Source organism: Synechococcus sp. CS-1329 (assembly GCF_025128055.1).
Lineage (GTDB): Bacteria > Cyanobacteriota > Cyanobacteriia > PCC-6307 > Cyanobiaceae > Regnicoccus_A.
The window spans coordinates 14,368-30,912 of the sequence record NZ_JAHLYS010000048.1; the positions used below are offsets into that span (position 1 = coordinate 14,368).

General features: G+C 68.1%; 20 protein-coding genes, 1 tRNA gene and 1 riboswitch. Of the genes, 7 read left to right on the top strand and 14 right to left on the bottom strand.

What is annotated here, in order from left to right:
* Positions 1-29: 29 nt before the first annotated feature.
* From KQ304_RS12835 to upp, 3 genes are read right to left on the bottom strand one after another with little or no spacing between them, the layout of a single operon-like run.
* A complete protein-coding gene (locus KQ304_RS12835) occupies positions 30-989 on the bottom strand; it encodes an MnmC family methyltransferase (RefSeq protein WP_259737460.1) in 960 nt (319 codons plus the stop codon).
* The gene (gene aroA, locus KQ304_RS12840; protein ID WP_259737461.1) at positions 986-2,350 is read right to left on the bottom strand and encodes a 3-phosphoshikimate 1-carboxyvinyltransferase; all 1,365 of its coding nucleotides are present in this window, start codon (positions 2,348-2,350) and stop codon (positions 986-988) included. The genes KQ304_RS12835 and aroA overlap by 4 nt, the downstream gene beginning before the upstream one ends.
* A 39-nt stretch (positions 2,351-2,389) precedes the next feature.
* Positions 2,390-3,073, bottom strand: a complete 684-nt coding sequence (gene upp / locus KQ304_RS12845; RefSeq protein ID WP_259737462.1) for a uracil phosphoribosyltransferase — start codon at positions 3,071-3,073, stop codon at positions 2,390-2,392.
* Positions 3,074-3,107: 34 nt separating this feature from the next.
* Here upp and KQ304_RS12850 point away from each other — a divergent pair, with 34 nt between their 5' ends.
* From KQ304_RS12850 to cobW, 3 genes are all read left to right on the top strand, one after another.
* The gene (locus KQ304_RS12850; RefSeq protein ID WP_399229413.1) at positions 3,108-3,665 is read left to right on the top strand and encodes a pentapeptide repeat-containing protein; all 558 of its coding nucleotides are present in this window, start codon (positions 3,108-3,110) and stop codon (positions 3,663-3,665) included.
* A riboswitch (cobalamin riboswitch) is annotated at positions 3,659-3,820 on the top strand. It overlaps the preceding gene by 7 nt.
* A gap of 24 nt (positions 3,821-3,844) precedes the next feature.
* A complete protein-coding gene (locus KQ304_RS12855) occupies positions 3,845-4,528 on the top strand; it encodes a HupE/UreJ family protein (RefSeq protein WP_259737463.1) in 684 nt (227 codons plus the stop codon).
* A 2-nt stretch (positions 4,529-4,530) separates the two neighbouring features.
* Positions 4,531-5,667 carry a cobalamin biosynthesis protein CobW gene (gene cobW, locus KQ304_RS12860; RefSeq protein ID WP_259737464.1) on the top strand — a complete coding sequence of 379 codons (1,137 nt, stop codon included), beginning with the start codon at positions 4,531-4,533 and terminating at the stop codon, positions 5,665-5,667.
* 32 nt (positions 5,668-5,699) lie between these two features.
* On the opposite strand, the gene KQ304_RS12865 is transcribed toward cobW, so the two are convergent.
* On the bottom strand, positions 5,700-6,038 hold the full coding sequence (locus KQ304_RS12865; RefSeq protein ID WP_259737465.1) for a hypothetical protein: 339 nt from the start codon (positions 6,036-6,038) through the stop codon (positions 5,700-5,702).
* Positions 6,039-6,136: 98 nt separating this feature from the next.
* Between KQ304_RS12865 and purS the strand changes: the two genes are divergently transcribed.
* Positions 6,137-6,418 carry a phosphoribosylformylglycinamidine synthase subunit PurS gene (gene purS / locus KQ304_RS12870; protein WP_259737466.1) on the top strand — a complete coding sequence of 94 codons (282 nt, stop codon included), beginning with the start codon at positions 6,137-6,139 and terminating at the stop codon, positions 6,416-6,418.
* Positions 6,415-7,068 (top strand): phosphoribosylformylglycinamidine synthase subunit PurQ, encoded by a 654-nt coding sequence (purQ, locus tag KQ304_RS12875; protein ID WP_259737467.1) that lies wholly within the window; start codon positions 6,415-6,417, stop codon positions 7,066-7,068. Before purS ends, purQ begins: the two co-directional genes overlap by 4 nt.
* A 122-nt stretch (positions 7,069-7,190) precedes the next feature.
* Here purQ and KQ304_RS12880 read toward each other — a convergent pair whose 3' ends face one another.
* Positions 7,191-7,781, bottom strand: coding sequence for a peroxiredoxin (locus KQ304_RS12880; protein ID WP_259737468.1), 591 nt, complete (start codon positions 7,779-7,781; stop codon positions 7,191-7,193).
* A gap of 165 nt (positions 7,782-7,946) precedes the next feature.
* Here KQ304_RS12880 and KQ304_RS12885 point away from each other — a divergent pair, with 165 nt between their 5' ends.
* Positions 7,947-8,252 carry a hypothetical protein gene (locus tag KQ304_RS12885; RefSeq protein ID WP_259737469.1) on the top strand — a complete coding sequence of 102 codons (306 nt, stop codon included), beginning with the start codon at positions 7,947-7,949 and terminating at the stop codon, positions 8,250-8,252.
* Between the two features lie 95 nt (positions 8,253-8,347).
* Here KQ304_RS12885 and KQ304_RS12890 read toward each other — a convergent pair.
* The 7 genes from KQ304_RS12890 to KQ304_RS12920 all read right to left on the bottom strand — a co-directional run bounded on the left by KQ304_RS12890 (position 8,348) and on the right by KQ304_RS12920 (position 13,030).
* Positions 8,348-8,421 (bottom strand) — tRNA-Met (locus tag KQ304_RS12890).
* 70 nt (positions 8,422-8,491) lie between these two features.
* Positions 8,492-9,583 carry a M23 family metallopeptidase gene (locus KQ304_RS12895; RefSeq protein ID WP_259737470.1) on the bottom strand — a complete coding sequence of 364 codons (1,092 nt, stop codon included), beginning with the start codon at positions 9,581-9,583 and terminating at the stop codon, positions 8,492-8,494.
* 115 nt (positions 9,584-9,698) lie between these two features.
* On the bottom strand, positions 9,699-10,205 hold the full coding sequence (locus KQ304_RS12900) for a tRNA (cytidine(34)-2'-O)-methyltransferase (RefSeq protein ID WP_259737574.1): 507 nt from the start codon (positions 10,203-10,205) through the stop codon (positions 9,699-9,701).
* Positions 10,206-10,210: 5 nt separating this feature from the next.
* Positions 10,211-10,777 carry a bifunctional adenosylcobinamide kinase/adenosylcobinamide-phosphate guanylyltransferase gene (gene cobU / locus KQ304_RS12905; protein WP_259737471.1) on the bottom strand — a complete coding sequence of 189 codons (567 nt, stop codon included), beginning with the start codon at positions 10,775-10,777 and terminating at the stop codon, positions 10,211-10,213.
* Positions 10,764-11,906, bottom strand: a complete 1,143-nt coding sequence (gene pxcA, locus KQ304_RS12910; RefSeq protein ID WP_259737472.1) for a proton extrusion protein PcxA — start codon at positions 11,904-11,906, stop codon at positions 10,764-10,766. Before pxcA ends, cobU begins: the two co-directional genes overlap by 14 nt.
* Before the next feature lie 6 nt (positions 11,907-11,912).
* On the bottom strand, positions 11,913-12,584 hold the full coding sequence (gene psb32, locus KQ304_RS12915; RefSeq protein ID WP_259737473.1) for a photosystem II repair protein Psb32: 672 nt from the start codon (positions 12,582-12,584) through the stop codon (positions 11,913-11,915).
* Between the two features lie 38 nt (positions 12,585-12,622).
* Entirely contained in the window at positions 12,623-13,030 is a 408-nt protein-coding gene (locus KQ304_RS12920; protein WP_259737474.1) for a tellurite resistance TerB family protein, read from the bottom strand.
* Positions 13,031-13,101: 71 nt separating this feature from the next.
* On the opposite strand from KQ304_RS12920, the gene KQ304_RS12925 reads away from it, so the two are divergent.
* Complete coding sequence (locus tag KQ304_RS12925) at positions 13,102-13,827, top strand: cofactor assembly of complex C subunit B (protein ID WP_311133916.1); 726 nt, start codon at positions 13,102-13,104, stop codon at positions 13,825-13,827.
* On the opposite strand, the gene lptC is transcribed toward KQ304_RS12925, so the two are convergent.
* Together lptC and metG are read right to left on the bottom strand one after the other, a co-directional pair.
* On the bottom strand, positions 13,739-14,875 hold the full coding sequence (lptC, locus tag KQ304_RS12930; RefSeq protein ID WP_259737475.1) for an LPS export ABC transporter periplasmic protein LptC: 1,137 nt from the start codon (positions 14,873-14,875) through the stop codon (positions 13,739-13,741). The two genes, KQ304_RS12925 and lptC, sit on opposite strands and share 89 nt — an antisense overlap.
* 26 nt (positions 14,876-14,901) lie before the next feature.
* Positions 14,902-16,491, bottom strand: coding sequence for a methionine--tRNA ligase (metG, locus tag KQ304_RS12935; protein WP_259737476.1), 1,590 nt, complete (start codon positions 16,489-16,491; stop codon positions 14,902-14,904).
* Positions 16,492-16,545: the final 54 nt, after the last annotated feature.

Below are 16,545 nucleotides of genomic sequence, written 5' to 3' on the forward strand. Positions count from 1 at the left end.
CGGCGGATCAAGGCGGCTGGGCACGGAATCTACCGGGCCCCTCCGGGCAGGCCCCAGCGCCGCCGCCAGACGCTGGCCGGCTCCGCCCCGCTGAGGGCCTGGGCGCTGAGGCGCTCGGTCAGGATCGTGCTGGCGGCGGCTGTACCGCTGGGGTCGCGGTAGGGCTCACCGGCCCGGCTCAGCAGATGCTCCCGCTCCATCGCCGAAAGGGGCCGCCACCAGGGCGACGACGGCTCCAGCTCCGGGCCTGCCACGGTGCCGGCGCTCCAGGCCCCGTTTGGGTCGTCACCAAGATCGTCACCAGCCTCAGCCCCTGGATCACTGGCTTCGGATCGCAGCGCCGCCAGCGGCAGGCCCGCCGCCATCAGGCTGCGCCGGGGGGCGGCGGCCGAGCAGTAGGTGAGCAGGCGGCCGCGGGGAGCCAAGAGCCCAGAGAGAGCAGCCAGGAACTCCTGGCTCCAGAGCTGGGGGCAATGGCGCGGCGAGAAGGCATCGAGCATCACCAGATCGCAGCGCCCGGCAACCTGCCCCAGCAGCGCCTCGATCTGCCCGCGGGCATCCCCCCAGAGCATCTCACCCCGGCCGTGGGGGCTCAGCCAGCGGCCACTGGTCTGAAGCTGCTGGAGCAGATCCAGACCGAGCGCCGGCTGCCACTGGCGGCGGAAGCAGGGCTGCGCCAGCGCCAGGGCCAGAGGGGACGGATCGATCTCCAGGCCGAACCAGCGCAGGCGGATCCCCAGCGGCACCGCCGCTTCCAGCAGCGCGGCGCTGTTGGTGCCCAGCCCCACACAGACGTCCACCAGCGTCAGCTCCTCACCGGCGCTGAAGCGCTCCAGCTGGGCTGGGTTCACATAGGTGCAGTGCGCTTCAAGCAGGGCGCCCCTGCGGGAATGGAACCCCTCGGCGAACTCAGCGCTGTGCAGACTGAAGCTGCCGTCGTCGGTGATCCGCGGGCTGAGATGACCCGTGGCCGGGGCCTTGGGCGTCACCCCGCCGGGCCGGTGGGGTCGGCCTGCAGGCGCGCCAGATCCTCCCAGAAGCCCGGGTAGGACACGGCCGCTGCCTCACTGCGGTGCAGCCAGCTGGCGGAGTCGGCCACCTGGGCCGCCACCGCCAGGCTCATGGCCACCCGGTGATCGGTTTCGCTGTCGAGCTCAGCGCCATGGAGCGGACGGCCACCCTGAATCACCATCCCATCGGCGGTTTCCTCCAGATCGGCCCCCATCGCCCCCAGCTGGCGGGCCATCACCGCCAGGCGGTCAGTTTCCTTGACGCGCAGTTCCTCGGCATCGCGGATGCGGCTCACCCCCTCGGCGCAGCAGGCCGCCACCGCCAGGATCGGGATTTCATCCACCAGGCGCGGGATGAGATCGCCACCGATCTCGAAGGCCTTGAGCGGACCATGGCTGACGCGCACATCCCCCACCGGCTCACCGGCCACATCGCGGGGATTGAGCACCTCCAGCTGCACCTCCATCTGCTCCAGCACCTCGAGGATGCCGGTGCGGGTGGGGTTGAGACCCACGTTCTCCACGGTGATCTCGGCCCCGGGGGTGATGGCGGCGGCCACCAGCCAGAAGGCCGCCGAACTGATGTCACCCGGCACCACCACCGTCAGCCCCCGCAGGCTGGAGCCGGGATGGAGACAGATCAGGCGTCCCATGTCGCCACCCACCTCGAGGTTGGCGCCGAAGGCCCTGAGCATGCGTTCGCTGTGGTCGCGGGAGCGGGCCGGCTCGATCACGGTGGTGGAACCACTGGCCGTGAGGGCCGCCAGCAGCAGCGCCGATTTCACCTGGGCCGAGGCCACAGGGGTGCCGATGACGGCGCCATGGAGCTGGTGCCCCTCGATCGCCAGGGGGGCGAAGTTGGCGCCAGCCCGGCCATGGATCTGGGCGCCCATGGTGGCCAGGGGCTGCCCCACCCGGGCCATCGGCCGCCGCCGCAGCGACGCATCACCATTGAGCACGAAATGGCGGCCGCAGCGGCCCGCCAGCAGCCCCAGCATCAGGCGCATGGTGGTGCCGGAATTGCCGCAATCGAGCACATCCTCGGGCTCCTGCAGGCCGTCGAGGCCCACGCCCTGCACCAGCACCGCTGCACCGGCCTGGATCGGGCTGATCCTCACACCCATGGCCCGCAGGCAGGCAGCGGTGCTGAGGGGGTCCTCGGCGGGCAGAAGTCCCTCGATGCGGGTTTCACCTTCGGCGATGGCACCGAAGAGCAGGGCCCGGTGGGAGATCGATTTATCACCCGGCACCCGTACCGTTCCCCGCAGGCTGTGCCTGCGACCCGCACCGGCGTTGGAGCCCAGGGTCAGGGGGCTGCCGGAGGGGGTGGCGACGGCCATGAGCTCGAGGGGCGAGGCGAAGGGGGGAATCGTGCGAGCCTAGGGCTGAGCTTCCGCTGGAAACTGCGGCGACTGGGAGCCGTAGAGGCGATCGCCGGCATCGCCGAGGCCAGGAACGATGCGGAAGGCCCCGTCCAGCTCGGGATCGATGCAGGCCGTGTACACCTTGAGATCGGGGAAGCGCCTGCCGACGGCCGTGAGCCCGGGTCTGGCCGCCAGGGCCGTGATCACGAGCAACCGTTGGCCGCTCACTCCCCGGGCCTCCAGACGCTCCAGCACCTGGATCAGGCTGCCACCGGTGGCCAGCATCGGATCGAAGACCATCACCCCCACCCGCTCACCGATGCGCTCCGGCAGGGAATCGAGATAGCAGCTGGCCTCACCCGTGCGCTCATCCCGCACCAGACCCACATGGGCCACGCGGGCGGAGGGCAACACCGCTCTGGCGCCTTCCCACAGCCCCAGCCCGGCCCGCAGCACCGGCACCGCCAGCACGGGCACCGAGGGATCCACCACCGTCCCGTCGCAGACGGCCAGAGGGGTCTGCACCTGCAGGGAGCGCTGGGGCAACCATTCGCGCACAGCTTCATAGGTGAGCCAGTGCCCCAGTTCGGCCATGGCGGTGGCGAACAGCGGCGAAGGGGTCTGCTGATCCCGCAGCACGGTGAGCCAGTGGGCGATCAGGGGATGGGGTGGAACGACCACCCGCAGCGACATGCTCATGTGCCATAGCTTGAGCGGTCACGCTACGTGCGCCTTGTCGTCTGCTCCTCGGGGCTTCAGCCCCCACCCGTCTTCCTGGCAGCGCGTCCTGCGCCCTGTCTGGCCACTGCTGGCGGGGCTGATCCTGCTGGTGGGCAGCTGGCTGGTGGTGGGGGTGGGCAGCGCTGAGGCGATCACGGCGCCGGAGCTGCGCGGCCAGCGGGCCCTGCAGGATCTCCAGCCCGACATGCACGGCCGTGATCTGCGTCAGCAGGAATTCCTCAAGGCCTCGATGGGCGGCTACGACCTCAGCGGCAGCGATCTGCGCGGTGCCGTGTTCAACTCCAGCGATCTCAGCAACAGCAATCTGAGCGAGGCCAACCTCGAAAACGCGGTGGCCTTCGCCACCCGCTTCGATGGGGCCGATCTGAGCGGGGCCGTGTTGCGCAACGCCATGCTCATGCAGAGTCGCTTCACCGGGGCTCAGATCGATGGGGCCGATTTCAGCGATGCCGTGCTGGATCTGTCCCAGGTCAAGGCGCTCTGCTCCCGCGCCGATGGCGTCAACCCCAGCACCGGGGTGTCCACCCTTGAAAGCCTGGGCTGCCGGTAGCATCACAGTCCGGTTCCGGTGGAGAACAGCCACCGGGGGCAAGGGGGAAAGACCGGTGCAAATCCGGCACTGTCCCGCAGCTGTGAAGCCCGTGCTCCGGTCGATCGCCGCCGCACGAGCCAGTCAGAACACCCGCCGGTTCTTCCCCCTTGCTCCGGCGCGGACCGGCTTTCCAGACCATGCTCTCCCTGTCACGGGATCCAGGTCAGCTGCCCCAGCCGGCACGGACCACACCCCAGACCTCCCGCCCCAGCCACTCCTCAGCAGGCGGTGTGCTCGCCCTGATCGGGTTGCTCCCCCTGCTGCTGCTCTCGCTGCTGGCGGCGCCGGCCTCAGCCCACCACGTGATGGAGATCTTCGGCTTCAAGGAGGGGCCCATGGCCGGCTTCCTCAGCGGAGTGGGCCATCCGCTGCTGGGTCCTGACCACCTGCTCTTTCTGCTCAGCCTCGGTCTGGTGGGTCTGCAGCAGCCGCTGCGCTGGGTGATCGGCCTGCTGGCCATCGGCCTGAGCTCCACCGCCCTCGGTCTGGTGCTGCCCGTGCTGCCCGGCAGCGAGCTGCTGGTGGCCCTCTCGCTGGTGGCCACCGGCCTGGTGGTGCTGGGCCGCTGGCCCCGCTGGATCCTTCTGCCCGCCATCGCTCTGCACGGCAGCGTGCTCAGCGAGGCCGTTCTGGGCTGGTCGATCTCGGCCCAGATTCCCTACCTGCTCGGTCTGCTGATCAGTCAGGGAATCCTGCTGGTCGTGGCCGTCACCCTGGTGCGCTCCTGGGCCCGGAGGCTCCAGCCCGCCAACCTGCGGCTGCTGGCGGGGCTGCTGATGGGCATCGGCGGCACGTTCGCCTGGACCCAGCTGGTGCCCTGACCATGACCTCCCCAACCTCAACTCCACTGGCGCCCCCCGCCAGTGGGCGGCTGCCGGTCACCGTGGTGACTGGATTTCTCGGCGCCGGCAAAACCACCCTTCTGCGCCAGCTGCTGCTCAACAGCGGCCAGCGCCTGGCGGTGCTGGTCAATGAATTCGGCGAGGTGGGCATCGATGGAGCCCTTTTGCGCAGCTGTGGCTTCTGCCCTGAGGAGGAGCTGGAGGGCCGGCTGGTGGAGCTGGCCAACGGCTGCCTCTGCTGCACTGTTCAAGACGAGTTCCTGCCCACCATGCAGATCCTGCTGGCCCGGGCCGATCGCCTCGACGGCATCGTGGTCGAGACCAGTGGTCTGGCGCTGCCCGAGCCGCTGGTGCAGGCCTTTCAGTGGCCTGAGATCCGCACCCGCACCCGCGTCAATGGCGTGGTGGCGGTGGTGGATGGTGAAGCTCTGGCCCAGGGCAGCGTGGTGGGTGATCCGGCGGCCCTGGAGCGTCAACGGGCGGCTGATCCCAGCCTCGATCACCTCAGCGACCTCGAGGACCTCTTCCGCGACCAGCTGGCGGCGGCGGACCTGGTGCTGATGAGCCGGGCCGATCGGCTCGAGACCTCCCAGAGCGAGGCCATCCAGCGGCAACTGGCGCCCCTCTGCCGGCCTGGAGTGCAGGTGCTGCCGATGGTGCGTGGAGCCGTCCCCACCGAGCTGCTGCTGGGTCTGGAGCGAGTGCAGCCGGCCGGCGCCGCCCAGGGCTCGGATCATCACCACCATGACGATCACGATCACGACCACCACGACAACGACCACGACCACGTCCATGACCACAGTCATGTGCCGATGCAATCGCTGGCGCTGGAGCTGCCGGGCGACTTCGATCGCCAGGCCCTGGAACGTCTGCTGGTGGAGCAGATCGTCGAGCAGGGGATCCTGCGGCTGAAGGGCTGGTTGCGCCAGAGCGGCAAACCACGGCCCCTGCAGATCCAGGCGGTGGGTCCGCGGCTCGAGTGCTGGTACGACCGCCAGCCTGCCGAGGCCCCAGGCGACGGCAGCTCCGGCCTGCAGCTGGTGGTGCTGGGCCTGCGCCTCGACCGGGAGCGGCTGGAGCAGGCCCTGGGCGCCGCCGCCCTCAGCCGCCAGGCCTGAAACGGCCCTCAGGTCCTCAGGTCCTCAGGTCCTCAGTCCAGCGGGAAGGAGCCCTTGGCACAGAGCCCGTCCCAGCAAAGGGCGTGGTCATCCCTCCAGCGGCCACTCACCGGCTGCCAGGGGCCGCTGGCGCGACGCATCTCGACACTGCCGCGCCCATCGTGGCGAAAGACCACCCGCAGGTCCCCAAGGTCGATCTGCCAGCGCTCCCCCACCGACTGCACCGTCATCACACAGGGGTGCCAGGGGCCATCCCCCAGGCGGCATTGCACGGGGTAGGCCGGTGGCTCGGCCCCCAGTGCCGTTCGCGCCGCCCAGCCCAACCCCATCGTCAGGACCGCCGCCAGGGCCAGCAGGGGTGGAGCGCGCATGGCCCTGGCCTTCTCCAACTCACCCTTTCAAGCTGGATCTGGGCCTGGCGGGAGGGGAACACGGGCTGCCAAGATTTAACAAATGCCTCGGCTCCCTGGTGCCTCGCTTTCACGCCCGTGTGCTGGTCTCCCTGAGGCCCTCGGTTCTCGATCCGGCCGGAGAGGCCACCCGTGCCGCCAGCAATCGCCTGGGGGTCTCAGGGGTGAGCCGCCTGCGCATCGGCAAGGCGGTGGAACTGGAGATCGAAGCCCCCGATGCCGACACGGCCCGCGCGCGGGTGGAGCTGCTCAGCGACCGGTTGCTGGCCAATCCGGTGATCGAGAACTGGGAGCTGGAGCTCAGCGAAATCGCCACCGGCACTGCCGGTCTGTCGGCATGACCATCGGTGTGGTGGTCTTCCCCGGCTCCAACTGCGACCGGGACGTGGGCTGGGCGGCCGAGGGCTGCCTGGGTATCCCCACCCGCTTCCTCTGGCATGAGGAGCGCGACCTGGCCGGTCTCGAGGCTGTCGTGCTGCCCGGTGGCTTCAGCTATGGCGACTACCTCCGCTGTGGCGCCATTGCCCGCTTCGCGCCGGTGCTGGAGGAAGTGGTGGCGTTTGCCGCCAGGGGAGGGCCCGTGCTGGGCATCTGCAATGGCTTTCAGATTCTCACCGAACTGGGTCTGCTGCCCGGTGCCCTCACCCGCAACAGCCGCCTTCACTTCGTCTGTGAGCCCACAGCCCTGACGGTGCGCCCAGGCGAGTGCCGCTGGCTCTCCGGCTACGACGAGGCCGAAGTGATCCAGCTGCCGATCGCCCATGGCGAAGGCCGCTACCAGTGCGATCCCGCCAGTCTGGAGGCCATGGAGCAGGCCGGCCAGGTGGTGCTGCGCTACGAAGCCAACCCCAACGGTTCCGTGGGTGATGTGGCGGGGCTGTGCAACTCCACCGGCAATGTGCTTGGCCTGATGCCCCACCCGGAGCGGGCCTGCGACCCCCGCACCGGCGGCCTCGACGGTCAGCGCCTGTTCGCCAGCCTGCTGGGCTGAGGCGCCGCCCCGTGGTGGGCAGGCAGCAAAGGTGGCCAACAAAAAAGGGGCCCCTGGGGGCCCCAACGGGGGATCAAGGGTCTGTGGTCCCTGATCACCACCGGCAGATCACGGTCCGCTGATCAGTTGACGGCGGCGAAGAACTCCTTGCTGCCGACGGGATCCGGCTTCATGGTCTTCTCGCCTGGGGTCCAGTTGGCGGGGCAGACTTCATCGGGGTTGGCCTGGGTGTACTGGAAGGCCTGCAGGACCCGCAGGGTCTCCTCGACGTTGCGACCCACCCCCAGGTTGTTGATGGTGGCGTGCTGGATCACACCCTCGGGATCGATGATGAACAGGCCGCGCAGGGCCACACCGGCGTCCTCGTCGAGCACGCTGTAGGCGGAGGCGATCTCCTTCTTGAGATCGGCCACCAGGGGGTAGGCGATGTCACCGAGGCCGCCCTGCTTGCGGTCGGTCTGGATCCAGGCCAGGTGAGAGAACTGGCTGTCCACGGACACGCCCAGCACTTCGGTGTTGCGGCTGGTGAAATCGCCGAAGCGGTCGCTGAAGGCGGTGATCTCCGTGGGGCAGACGAAGGTGAAATCGAGGGGGTAGAAGAAGAGCACCACGTACTTGCCGCGGTACTGGGAGAGGGAGACCGTCTGGAACTCCTGGTCGACCACAGCGGTGGCCGTGAAATCAGGGGCCTGCAGACCGACGAGCCGGGACATGCTTGTGAAGGGGGTGACGAAGGGGAAAAGACCGGCTCAGTCCGAACTCGGACCGACTACCAGTTGATACGGCAACAATTTATCACGGAACCCTGGCGGAGCTGCCCTTACGATGCAGGAGGCGACGACGGCTGAGGCCCCGCCCCCTTCCACAGCCTTTTTCTGATGTCCTGGGACCCTGTCCTGCTTCGCAAGTACAACAACACCGGTCACTTCCGCCTGCTCAGCCAGCTGCGCAGCGAACTGAAAACCAGCCCCCTCAACCGGGAGGAACCCGGCGACGAGGATGGTGGCGGCCGCTCCCGCACCGGCACCCTGGTGCGAGCCGTGGATGTGCGCCCCCAGCTCTATGGCCGCGCCCGTCGCTTTGCCGGCCCGGCTCCGGCACCGAATCTGCCTCCGGCCGCCGCAGACGGGGGCTCCGGCTCCGCCAGCTTCCGCGAGCGCCTCAACGCTGTCGAGATGCGCTGAACTTCCCCGGCCGGGGCCCGTTCCAACCAAAAACCCCAGGCCTGCAAAGACCTGGGGTTGCATGGTGAGTGAACGGGCATTCACAAGCACCAAAATGGCTCGGGGGAGACTTGAACTCCCGACCTTGGGGTTATGAATCCCACGCTCTAACCAGCTGAGCTACCGAGCCGCTTGTAAGGACTTTAAACGATCGGCCTCCCTCTCCAGACCTGGGGAGAGGGAGATGGCAAAGATGGAGATCAGGCCCTGCCGGGGAGGAATTGAAGCGGATTTGCAGCCCCACGGCCAGGAGGATGAATCTCGAAATGGAGATGGGGACCGGTGCTGCGCCCGGTGCTGCCCATGGCCGAGATCTGGGTGCCCTGGGACACCTGTTGTCCCACCCGCACGAGCACGCGGCTGTTGTGGCCGTAGAGCGACTTGCTGCCGTCAGGATGGCGGATCTCCACCAGATAGCCGTAGCCGCCGTCGTGCCAGCCGGCATAGGTGACCTGACCGCCCTGGGCCGCCACGATCGGCGTTCCCACATTGCTGGCGATGTCGATGCCCTTGTGCATCCGTCCCCAGCGCCAGCCATAGCCAGAAGTGAAGACGCCGCGGGCCGGCCAGATCCAGCCACTGCCGATCTGGGGGGGCTCCGTGCGCTGATCACCCGGATTGTTGAAGCCGGGGAGATCGGGCCAACTCAGGCCACCGCTGCCCACGGGCTTAAGACCCAGCACCATGCGCGAGCGGGTCGAGCCGGCTTTGGACACGCGAATCTGGCTTCCTTCCACGAGGCGGGCCGCCTCCAGGCCGGGGTTGAGCCGCAACAGGTCCTGGATGCTCAGCTTGTAGCGCTGGGCGAGCTTGACCAGGTTGTCGCCGAAACGCACCACACCCGTGCTCTCCACAGGCGGGGGCTCCTTCAGGGGAGCCGAGCGACGCAGTTCGCTGGTGTCGAGCGAGGCCAGCTGCTTGGCCGTGGAGGCCTTGGAGGAGGGCAGCACCAGCCAGTCGCCAGTGCTGAAGGAATGGTCTTCATTGACATCGTTGAGCTTGGCCAGGGGGGTTTCCTGAACCCTCAGCTGACTGGCCAGCTCCTCAAGACTGATCTCACTGCGAACGCGGACCCAGAGCTTGTCGCGGAACGCGCTGGGAAGGGCGGCAAGAAGCTGAGGCTCGGCCGCCGGAGGCAGTGTCACCACCTCAGGATCGATCTCGAGGCGCTCAGGCATCGTTTCAAAACCGGGGCGGCGCGCGTCGGCGATGCCGGGGATGGCCCCGGCAGCCACGAGCGAGAGAACCGGCATGGTCCCCAGCAGCGGCAGGATCAGATGCAAAGGCTTCATGCAGGTATTCACGCGTTGGACAGAGCCCGATGGAGAAGCCACTATCCCCGGACCGCGCTGAGAGTAGCGGCCTGAACCATCTGGCACAAGTCTTCTTGGGTCAGCCCCTTGATCGTCAGGAATGATCTTGCCAGCGGCTGACCACTTCCATCCCTGTCTCCAACTGGCGCAGGGCCTCAAACAGCACCACCGCCACCGAGACCGAGAGATTCAAGCTGCGCACCCCGCCGCCGTGGCGCACGGAGCGGGGCATGGGGATTGTCAGGCGCAGGTCGGCCTGCTCAAGCAACTCCGGCGGCAGGCCGTCGCTCTCCCGCCCGAACAGCAGCCAATCGTCGCGGCGGTAGGTGCAGTGCTGATAGGGCTGATCGGCCTGACTGCTCAAGGCCAGCAACCGCCCTCCCCGCCGCTGGCGCTCGGCGTGCAGGGCCTCGAAACCGGGATGGACGTGCAGGGGCACCCAGGGCCAGTAGTCGAGTCCGGCCCGCTTGAGCTGGCGGTCGTCGAGGCTGAACCCCAGCGGCTCGATCAGGTGAAGCTCAGCTCCGGTGGCGGCGCAGGTGCGGGCCACATTGCCGGTGTTGGGAGGAATCTGGGGCTGGAACAGCACCACCCTGGGCAGGCCGCTCACAGCTCAGGCACCGGCAGGCTGAGGGCGCGCAGATCGAGCGCACGGCCCTGGACCACCAGCCAGCTGGCCTGGGCCAGGGGCTGCAGTCGCTGCTGGAGCGCCCCAAGCCGATCCCGGAAACGACCGCCGATCGCGGTGGCGGGCACCACGCCCCAACCGACCTCCTCCGTCACCAGCACCTGGGGCGCAGGGCAGTTCAGGAGTGCCTTCAGCAGGCCCTGTTGGCGGCGTTCCCAGGCCTCGGCATCGAGATCGAGGAAGTGGGCCAGCCAGGTGCCGAGCGAATCGATCAGCAGCTGCTGATCGGAGGATGCGCGGCCCAGGGCCGCCTCCAGCTCCCCTTGCACCTCCCAGGTGGCCCAGTGGCCGGGACGTCGGCTGCGGTGCAGCTCAAGGCGCTGCTGCCAGGCCTGATCATCCCCAGCCAGCGCTCCGGTGGCGATGTAGAGCACCGGACGGCCGGCGCGGGCCACCAGATGCTCGGCCCAGCGGCTCTTGCCACTGCGGCTGGGGCCACTCACCAGGGTCAGCCCGGCTGCAGCAGGCCGATCAACCACCGCCATTCATGTTGCGCAGGGTGGCCACCGAGGATGGCGACACACGGTTGAGATAGCGGAAGATCCAATATTTGAAGATCGTTGCCAGGATCACCGGGAACGTTGCAATAAACAGAAGAATAAAGTTCTCACGCTGCGGCAGTCCCAGGTGATTGGCTACACCATCAAGCAATACAGTCCATCCCTCTGGGCTGTGAAAGCCCACAAAGATATCAGTGAACAGAATGATCGCAAAGGCCTTGGCACTGTCACTCAGCCCATAGACAAGTTCATCGATGAACCCACGCAGCACACGAATTTCCTCCTGACCAAAGACACACACCAAAGCGAAGCCCAGCATGGCGAAGCCATCGGAGATCACGTTCTTGATGGCCCGGGTGCTCTGGCTGTCCGCCTCCAGCTTCAATTCCTCGGCCCGCAGCGCCAGCGCCTGATGCAGCTCCTCATTGGTGGGCAGCACAGAGCCCTTGAGCAGGGCATCGAACTCGATCTCCGCCTTGTAGATGCGCAGCTTCTCCACGGCCGCCTCCTCCAGCTGCGGCTTGGTGTAACTCAGAAAAGGCACATGGGGCGCAAAGCGATCCACCACGGGGGAGATCACAAAGGAGCGGCTGGCCTGCTGCATCAACAGGGGAACCAGCACCAGCAGCAGCAGGATGCGCAGGGACACCAGTGTGGTGTTGCGCTTGCGCCGGAAGCCCGCCACCACCGTGGCCTCAGCTTCTGGGTCCAGCTGCTGGCGCACCCGCTCCACCGCCCCCATCAGGCTGCGGGGAATCAAATCAGGCGAGCGGCTGAAGCTGGCGGTGCTGGAGCGCGAGTCGTAGCGGGCCTCCACCGACTCGATCAGCTGCAGCTGGCGCTGTTGCTGGGAATCCAGTTCGTGGCGGCGGGGCAGCAGTTGCTCGAGGCTCTCGCGGCAGAGCTGGAGGGCGACCCGAAAGCGGCGCAGCATCTGGCCGCGCACCTGACGGGGCACGCTCAGCTCCAGGTCGGTGCGCACAGGCCGATCTGCGAAGAACTCGATCTCGATGCTCTGGATCAGCAGGGCGGCCTCGTAGGCCCGCTCCAGCTGCATCACAAGATCGCTGGAGCGCGCCTTGCCGAACGTACCCATCCAGTCGCGCAGGGCCATCGGTGATCAGCGTGAGAAAACCCACCAGGTGAGCATCGGCACGATGGTGCCCACCGCCAGCAACACGATCACCCACTGGAAGCCGTTGCTGTTGGCGGTCTCCTCCCGGCTGGGAATGTTGCTGACCAGGGGGGCCGCTGTCTCCTCCAGGGGCGGCCCGGGATCTTCACCGCCGTGAAGCACCGTCACCAGACGGTCGAGGGCATCGAGGGAAGCCTGGCGATAGCGGGTCCCGAGCCGCAGGGGAACGGCCATGGTGCTGTCGGCGGTGTCGCGCAGCAGCGGAGCCGGCAGTTGCTCCAGCAGATCGGGGCTGGCCACCACCGCAGCGGTGTTGGTCTGGGCGTCGATCAACACCAGCAGCTCAGACTCATCGTTGGGCTCGGCAATCGCCCAGGCCTCGAGTTCCTGCTCGCCAAGCTCTTCGAGTTCCAGGCCGTAGTCGAGGCGGGGGACGGTGAGCAGCCGGGCCTGGACGTGATCGCTCTCCAGGTCGGCCAGGCGGTGTTCCAGTTCCGCGGAGGTGGAGCGACTGAACAGGTCCGCCGCATCGATCAGATGCTGAGAGGCCGGCGGTGTGGGCAGGTCACGCACCCCCACGGCCCAGGCAGGAGCAGCGCTGAGCAGGGGAATCACCAGGGCGGTGAGCACGGCCAGCAATCGGTTCAGCAGGCGCACGGGCGGTGGGGTACGGGTCGTTGACTCACAGTTTGCCCTCAGCTGGCCAGGCTGTCGCGGTTGAGGGCCTCAATCGCCGCGAGAATCTGACCGGCCTTACCCCCAGGCAGGTCGAGCTGAACCGCCAGGCTCTGCAGGAAGACCCTCTCGCTGGCCTGGACCACCCGGTCGCTGTGGACCAGCTGAGCGGCCACCGCCAGGGCCGTTTCGCGCTGTTCGCCGCTCAGGACCGGCACCGCTGCACGCACCAGCGCCTCCAGCCCCCCCTGGCGCAGCTCAGCCAGCAGGGAATCAAACAGCTCGGCCATGGCCAGATCGGAGAGGTCGGCGTAGGGACTGCGGTATTGCAGCAGCCCCCGCAGGGCCTTGGCCTCCTCGCGACCGAGGCTGCCGTCACAGGCGACAGCGGCCAGGGCGATGGCGGCAAAGGCCTGACTGACATCCATGGGGTGGGGAGCAATGACGGCCCCATTCCAGCAACGGGGCCTGCCAGGGGGCAGGCTGGCCGCTGGAATCCGTGTCAGCGTTCACGCTGACGCTCAGCTCTGCCCTCTCGACCATGCCCACTCCGGCCCGTTTCACCCTGGCGGCAGGGGTGCTCGGACTTGGTCTCTGTCTGCTCAATCAGCTCAGCGCTGGCGAGCTGAGCCCGGCCCTGCAGCGCGCCGGGGTGCTCGCCAGCCTGATGGCGGTGGGCCTGATGCTGGTGGCCGTGCTCTGGACCCGGGCTGTGCCCCTCGCCCCCGAGCGGGTGGAGCTGCAGGGGGAGCAGGGGCTGGAGCTGGCGCCCGAGATGGCCCAGGAGCTCGCCCTGGAGCTGGCCTGGGGCAGCCGCCTGTTGCTCACCGCCACCCCGGCCGCCAGCCTGCTGATCCACTGGAGGGGCATGACGCTGCTGCGGCGGGGCCTGCTGGGGACCAATCCGTTTGAACCAGGGGAGATCTGCCGCCGGGCCAGCAGCACGGCCCGGGCCATCTCCCTGGTGAGCCTCAAGCTCTACCCCGGCCGCGATGAATTCCGTTGCCTGCCAGAGGGCACACCGGCGGTGCTGGTGCAGCCCATCGGCAGCGAGGGTTGGCTGCTGGCCGGCGGCTGGTCGCCACGCTGCTTCAGCCGCAGTGATGAGGTCTGGATCGAGGGCTGGGCCGACAAGCTCAGAACGTCACTGGAGCAGGCTGACGGCGTTCCTTCGAAGCAGGAGGAATCTTCAGCTCCGAGAACACCCGTCCCCCCGGGGTCGTGAACTCAGCCAGACCCTTGGCTCCGACCTTGCCGAACAGCCGTTCGCTGCGGGTGATCTGCTGGTTCTGATCCCGCTCCAGCAGAACCCCCCCCACCGCTTCGATCTCCTGGCGGCCCCAGTTCCAGCGGCATTCCCTGGCCTGCAGCCGTTCGCCGGGCTGGCGCAGGCGGCAACCGCTGGGAATGATCGCCATCGTCTCGCCCAGCATCAGGCGCAGGGAATCACCAGCCACGTGCGTCTGGTCGGCCACGCCGGTGAAGGGCAGATCGGTGCTGAGCACCTGCTCCTTGGCGTTCCAGCGGGTGCGCTGACCGTTGAAGACCGCCTTGCGCGAGGGATCCACGAAGCGCACCGGTCCCAGCAGGTCCACCACCTCCTCCCGGGTGTTCCCCTCCAGCGACGAACCGGTGACGGTCTGGATGGTGCCTGTCTCGCCGGCGGGGCGCCGCTCCCCCTTCACCGGACCGGCCGCCACCAGAGCACCGGTCTTGGCCAGCCAGTCGGCCCGGCTCACGCGCAGATCCAGTTCCGGCTGCTGCAGGCGCGTGGGGCCGCGCAATTCCAGCTTCTCCTTGTCGAGCAGAAAGCGGGCCGTGGACGAACTCAGGCGGCTCTTCCGTTCCGTGAGCACGGGCTTGCGGTCGATCTCCATCAGCTGCTTGCTGGGCGTCCAGCGCACCCGATCGCCGCTGATCAGCGAGCCCCTGGGGCCGAGCACCTGAATGCGCACCTTGCCCTCCAGCTGAATCACCTCGCCATCGTTGATCACCAGACCACTGGTGGCCTGCACCTTGTAGCGGGGCTTGCCGGCGGCGTAGATCACCCCGCGCGGCTCGGTGGCGCGGGCCACCCGGCGCTGCAGGTCGTAACGGGCCTGGGGGCTGGTGAGCTCCCAGGCCGGCCGGCCTTGGCCATCCTGCTGACGCAGGTTGAGCGAGCGGAACACGAAGGGTTGGGGCGCCTTGGGTTTGGGCGGCTTGCGATCGCAGCCCACCAGCAGCACCAGCGCCATGCCGAGGATCAGGGCCCTGGGCAGCACAGTCCTCACAGACTCAGTCTTCGCAGGCTCAGTCCTCACAGTGGGCCGTCCAGTTCCAGGCGGGCCATCACCGGCTCCGGCTCCGGCAGCGGCGTGCCTGCCGCCAGCGATCCCCAGGTCAGGCGCTGCTGCCAGGGAACCTGCTCGCCATCGGGGCCGTCCTGGCCGCCAGCCACGGCGCCACTGGGGGCCAGGGGCTGATTGAGCTGAAGCAACATGCGGCCGGAGAGATCAGGAAGGATCGGGGCCAGCAGCAACGCCACCTGCCTGGTCGCCTCCAGCACCGCGTAGAGGTCGTCGGCCACCTGCTGCCGCTGCCCCTCCTGCTTCATTCGGCTCCAGGGCGCCTGGTCGTTGAGGTAGCCGTTGGCGCTGATGGCGAGCTGCAGGGCGGCGGCGGCGGCCTGGCGGAAATCCAGCCGCTCCAGGCCATCGATCACCTGCTCGCGGGCCAGCTGGGCCGCCTGGGCCAGCGGATGGTGGCTGCCCACGGCCTCACTGGGGGATGGGACCGCCTGATCAAACCAACGCCGGGCCATCGAGGAGGTGCGGTTGAGCAGGTTGCCGATCGTGTTGGCCAGGTCGTTGTTAACCAGGTCGCTGAAGCGCTGCTGCTGCACATCACCGTCGTCGCCGAAGGGGATATCGCGCAGCAGGTACCAGCGCACGGCATCGGGGCCGCAGCGCTCCAGCAGCTCGCCGGGATCGAGCACGTTGCCGAGCGATTTGCCCATCTTCTGTCCCTCGCGGGTGAGGAAGCCATGGCCGAACACCCGCCCCGGCAACTCCAGCCCTGCCGAGAGCAACATGGCCGGCCAGTAGACGGCATGAAAGCGCAGGATGTCCTTGCCGATCACATGGATGCTCGCCGGCCAGCCCCGCTGGCTCAGCAGCGCCAGATCAGGGGCATCGCCGGGCTCCAGCAGAGCCGTGAGGTAACCGAGCAGCGCATCGAACCACACATAGAACGTGTGACCCTGATGGCCGGGAACGGGGATTCCCCAGGGCAGGTCCAGCCGGGAGATCGAGAAGTCGCGCAGCCCCTGGGCCACGAAGTTCTCCACCTCGCGGCGACGGCTGGCGGGGGCAATGAAACCGGGTCGCTGGATCAGCTCCTCGATCGCCGACTGGTAACGGGAGAGCCGAAAGAAGAGATTGAGCTCGTCGCGCCATTCCAGCGGCCGCTGGTGGGTGCTGCACTGGGGCGTGCGGGCCTCGGGGGGATCGTCCTTGAATTCCTCGCAGGCCACGCAGTACCAGCCCCGCTGGCGCCCCTCCACCACATCGCCGGCCGCTTCCACCCGCCGGTAGAACTGCTCCACCAGCAGACGGTGGCGGGGGTCGGTGGTGCGGATGAAGCGGTCGTGGCTGATCTGCCAGCGCTGCCACAGGGCCCTGTACTGATCACTCACCAAGTCGCAGTGGGCCTGGGGGGTGAGCCCGGCCACCTCGGCAGTGCGCTGGATCTTCAGACCGTGCTCATCGCAGCCGGTGATGAACAGCACCGGCCGTCCCATCAGCCGCTGGAAACGGGCCAGGGCATCACAGGCCAGCGTGGTGTAAGCGCTGCCGAGATGGGGCTTGTCGTTGACGTAATAGAGGGGAGTGGTGAGGGTGTAAGTCATCGGCGTTGGTGAAGGGCCCGCTGCGCCGCCAGAGCGGCCCTGCGCCGGGGCCGG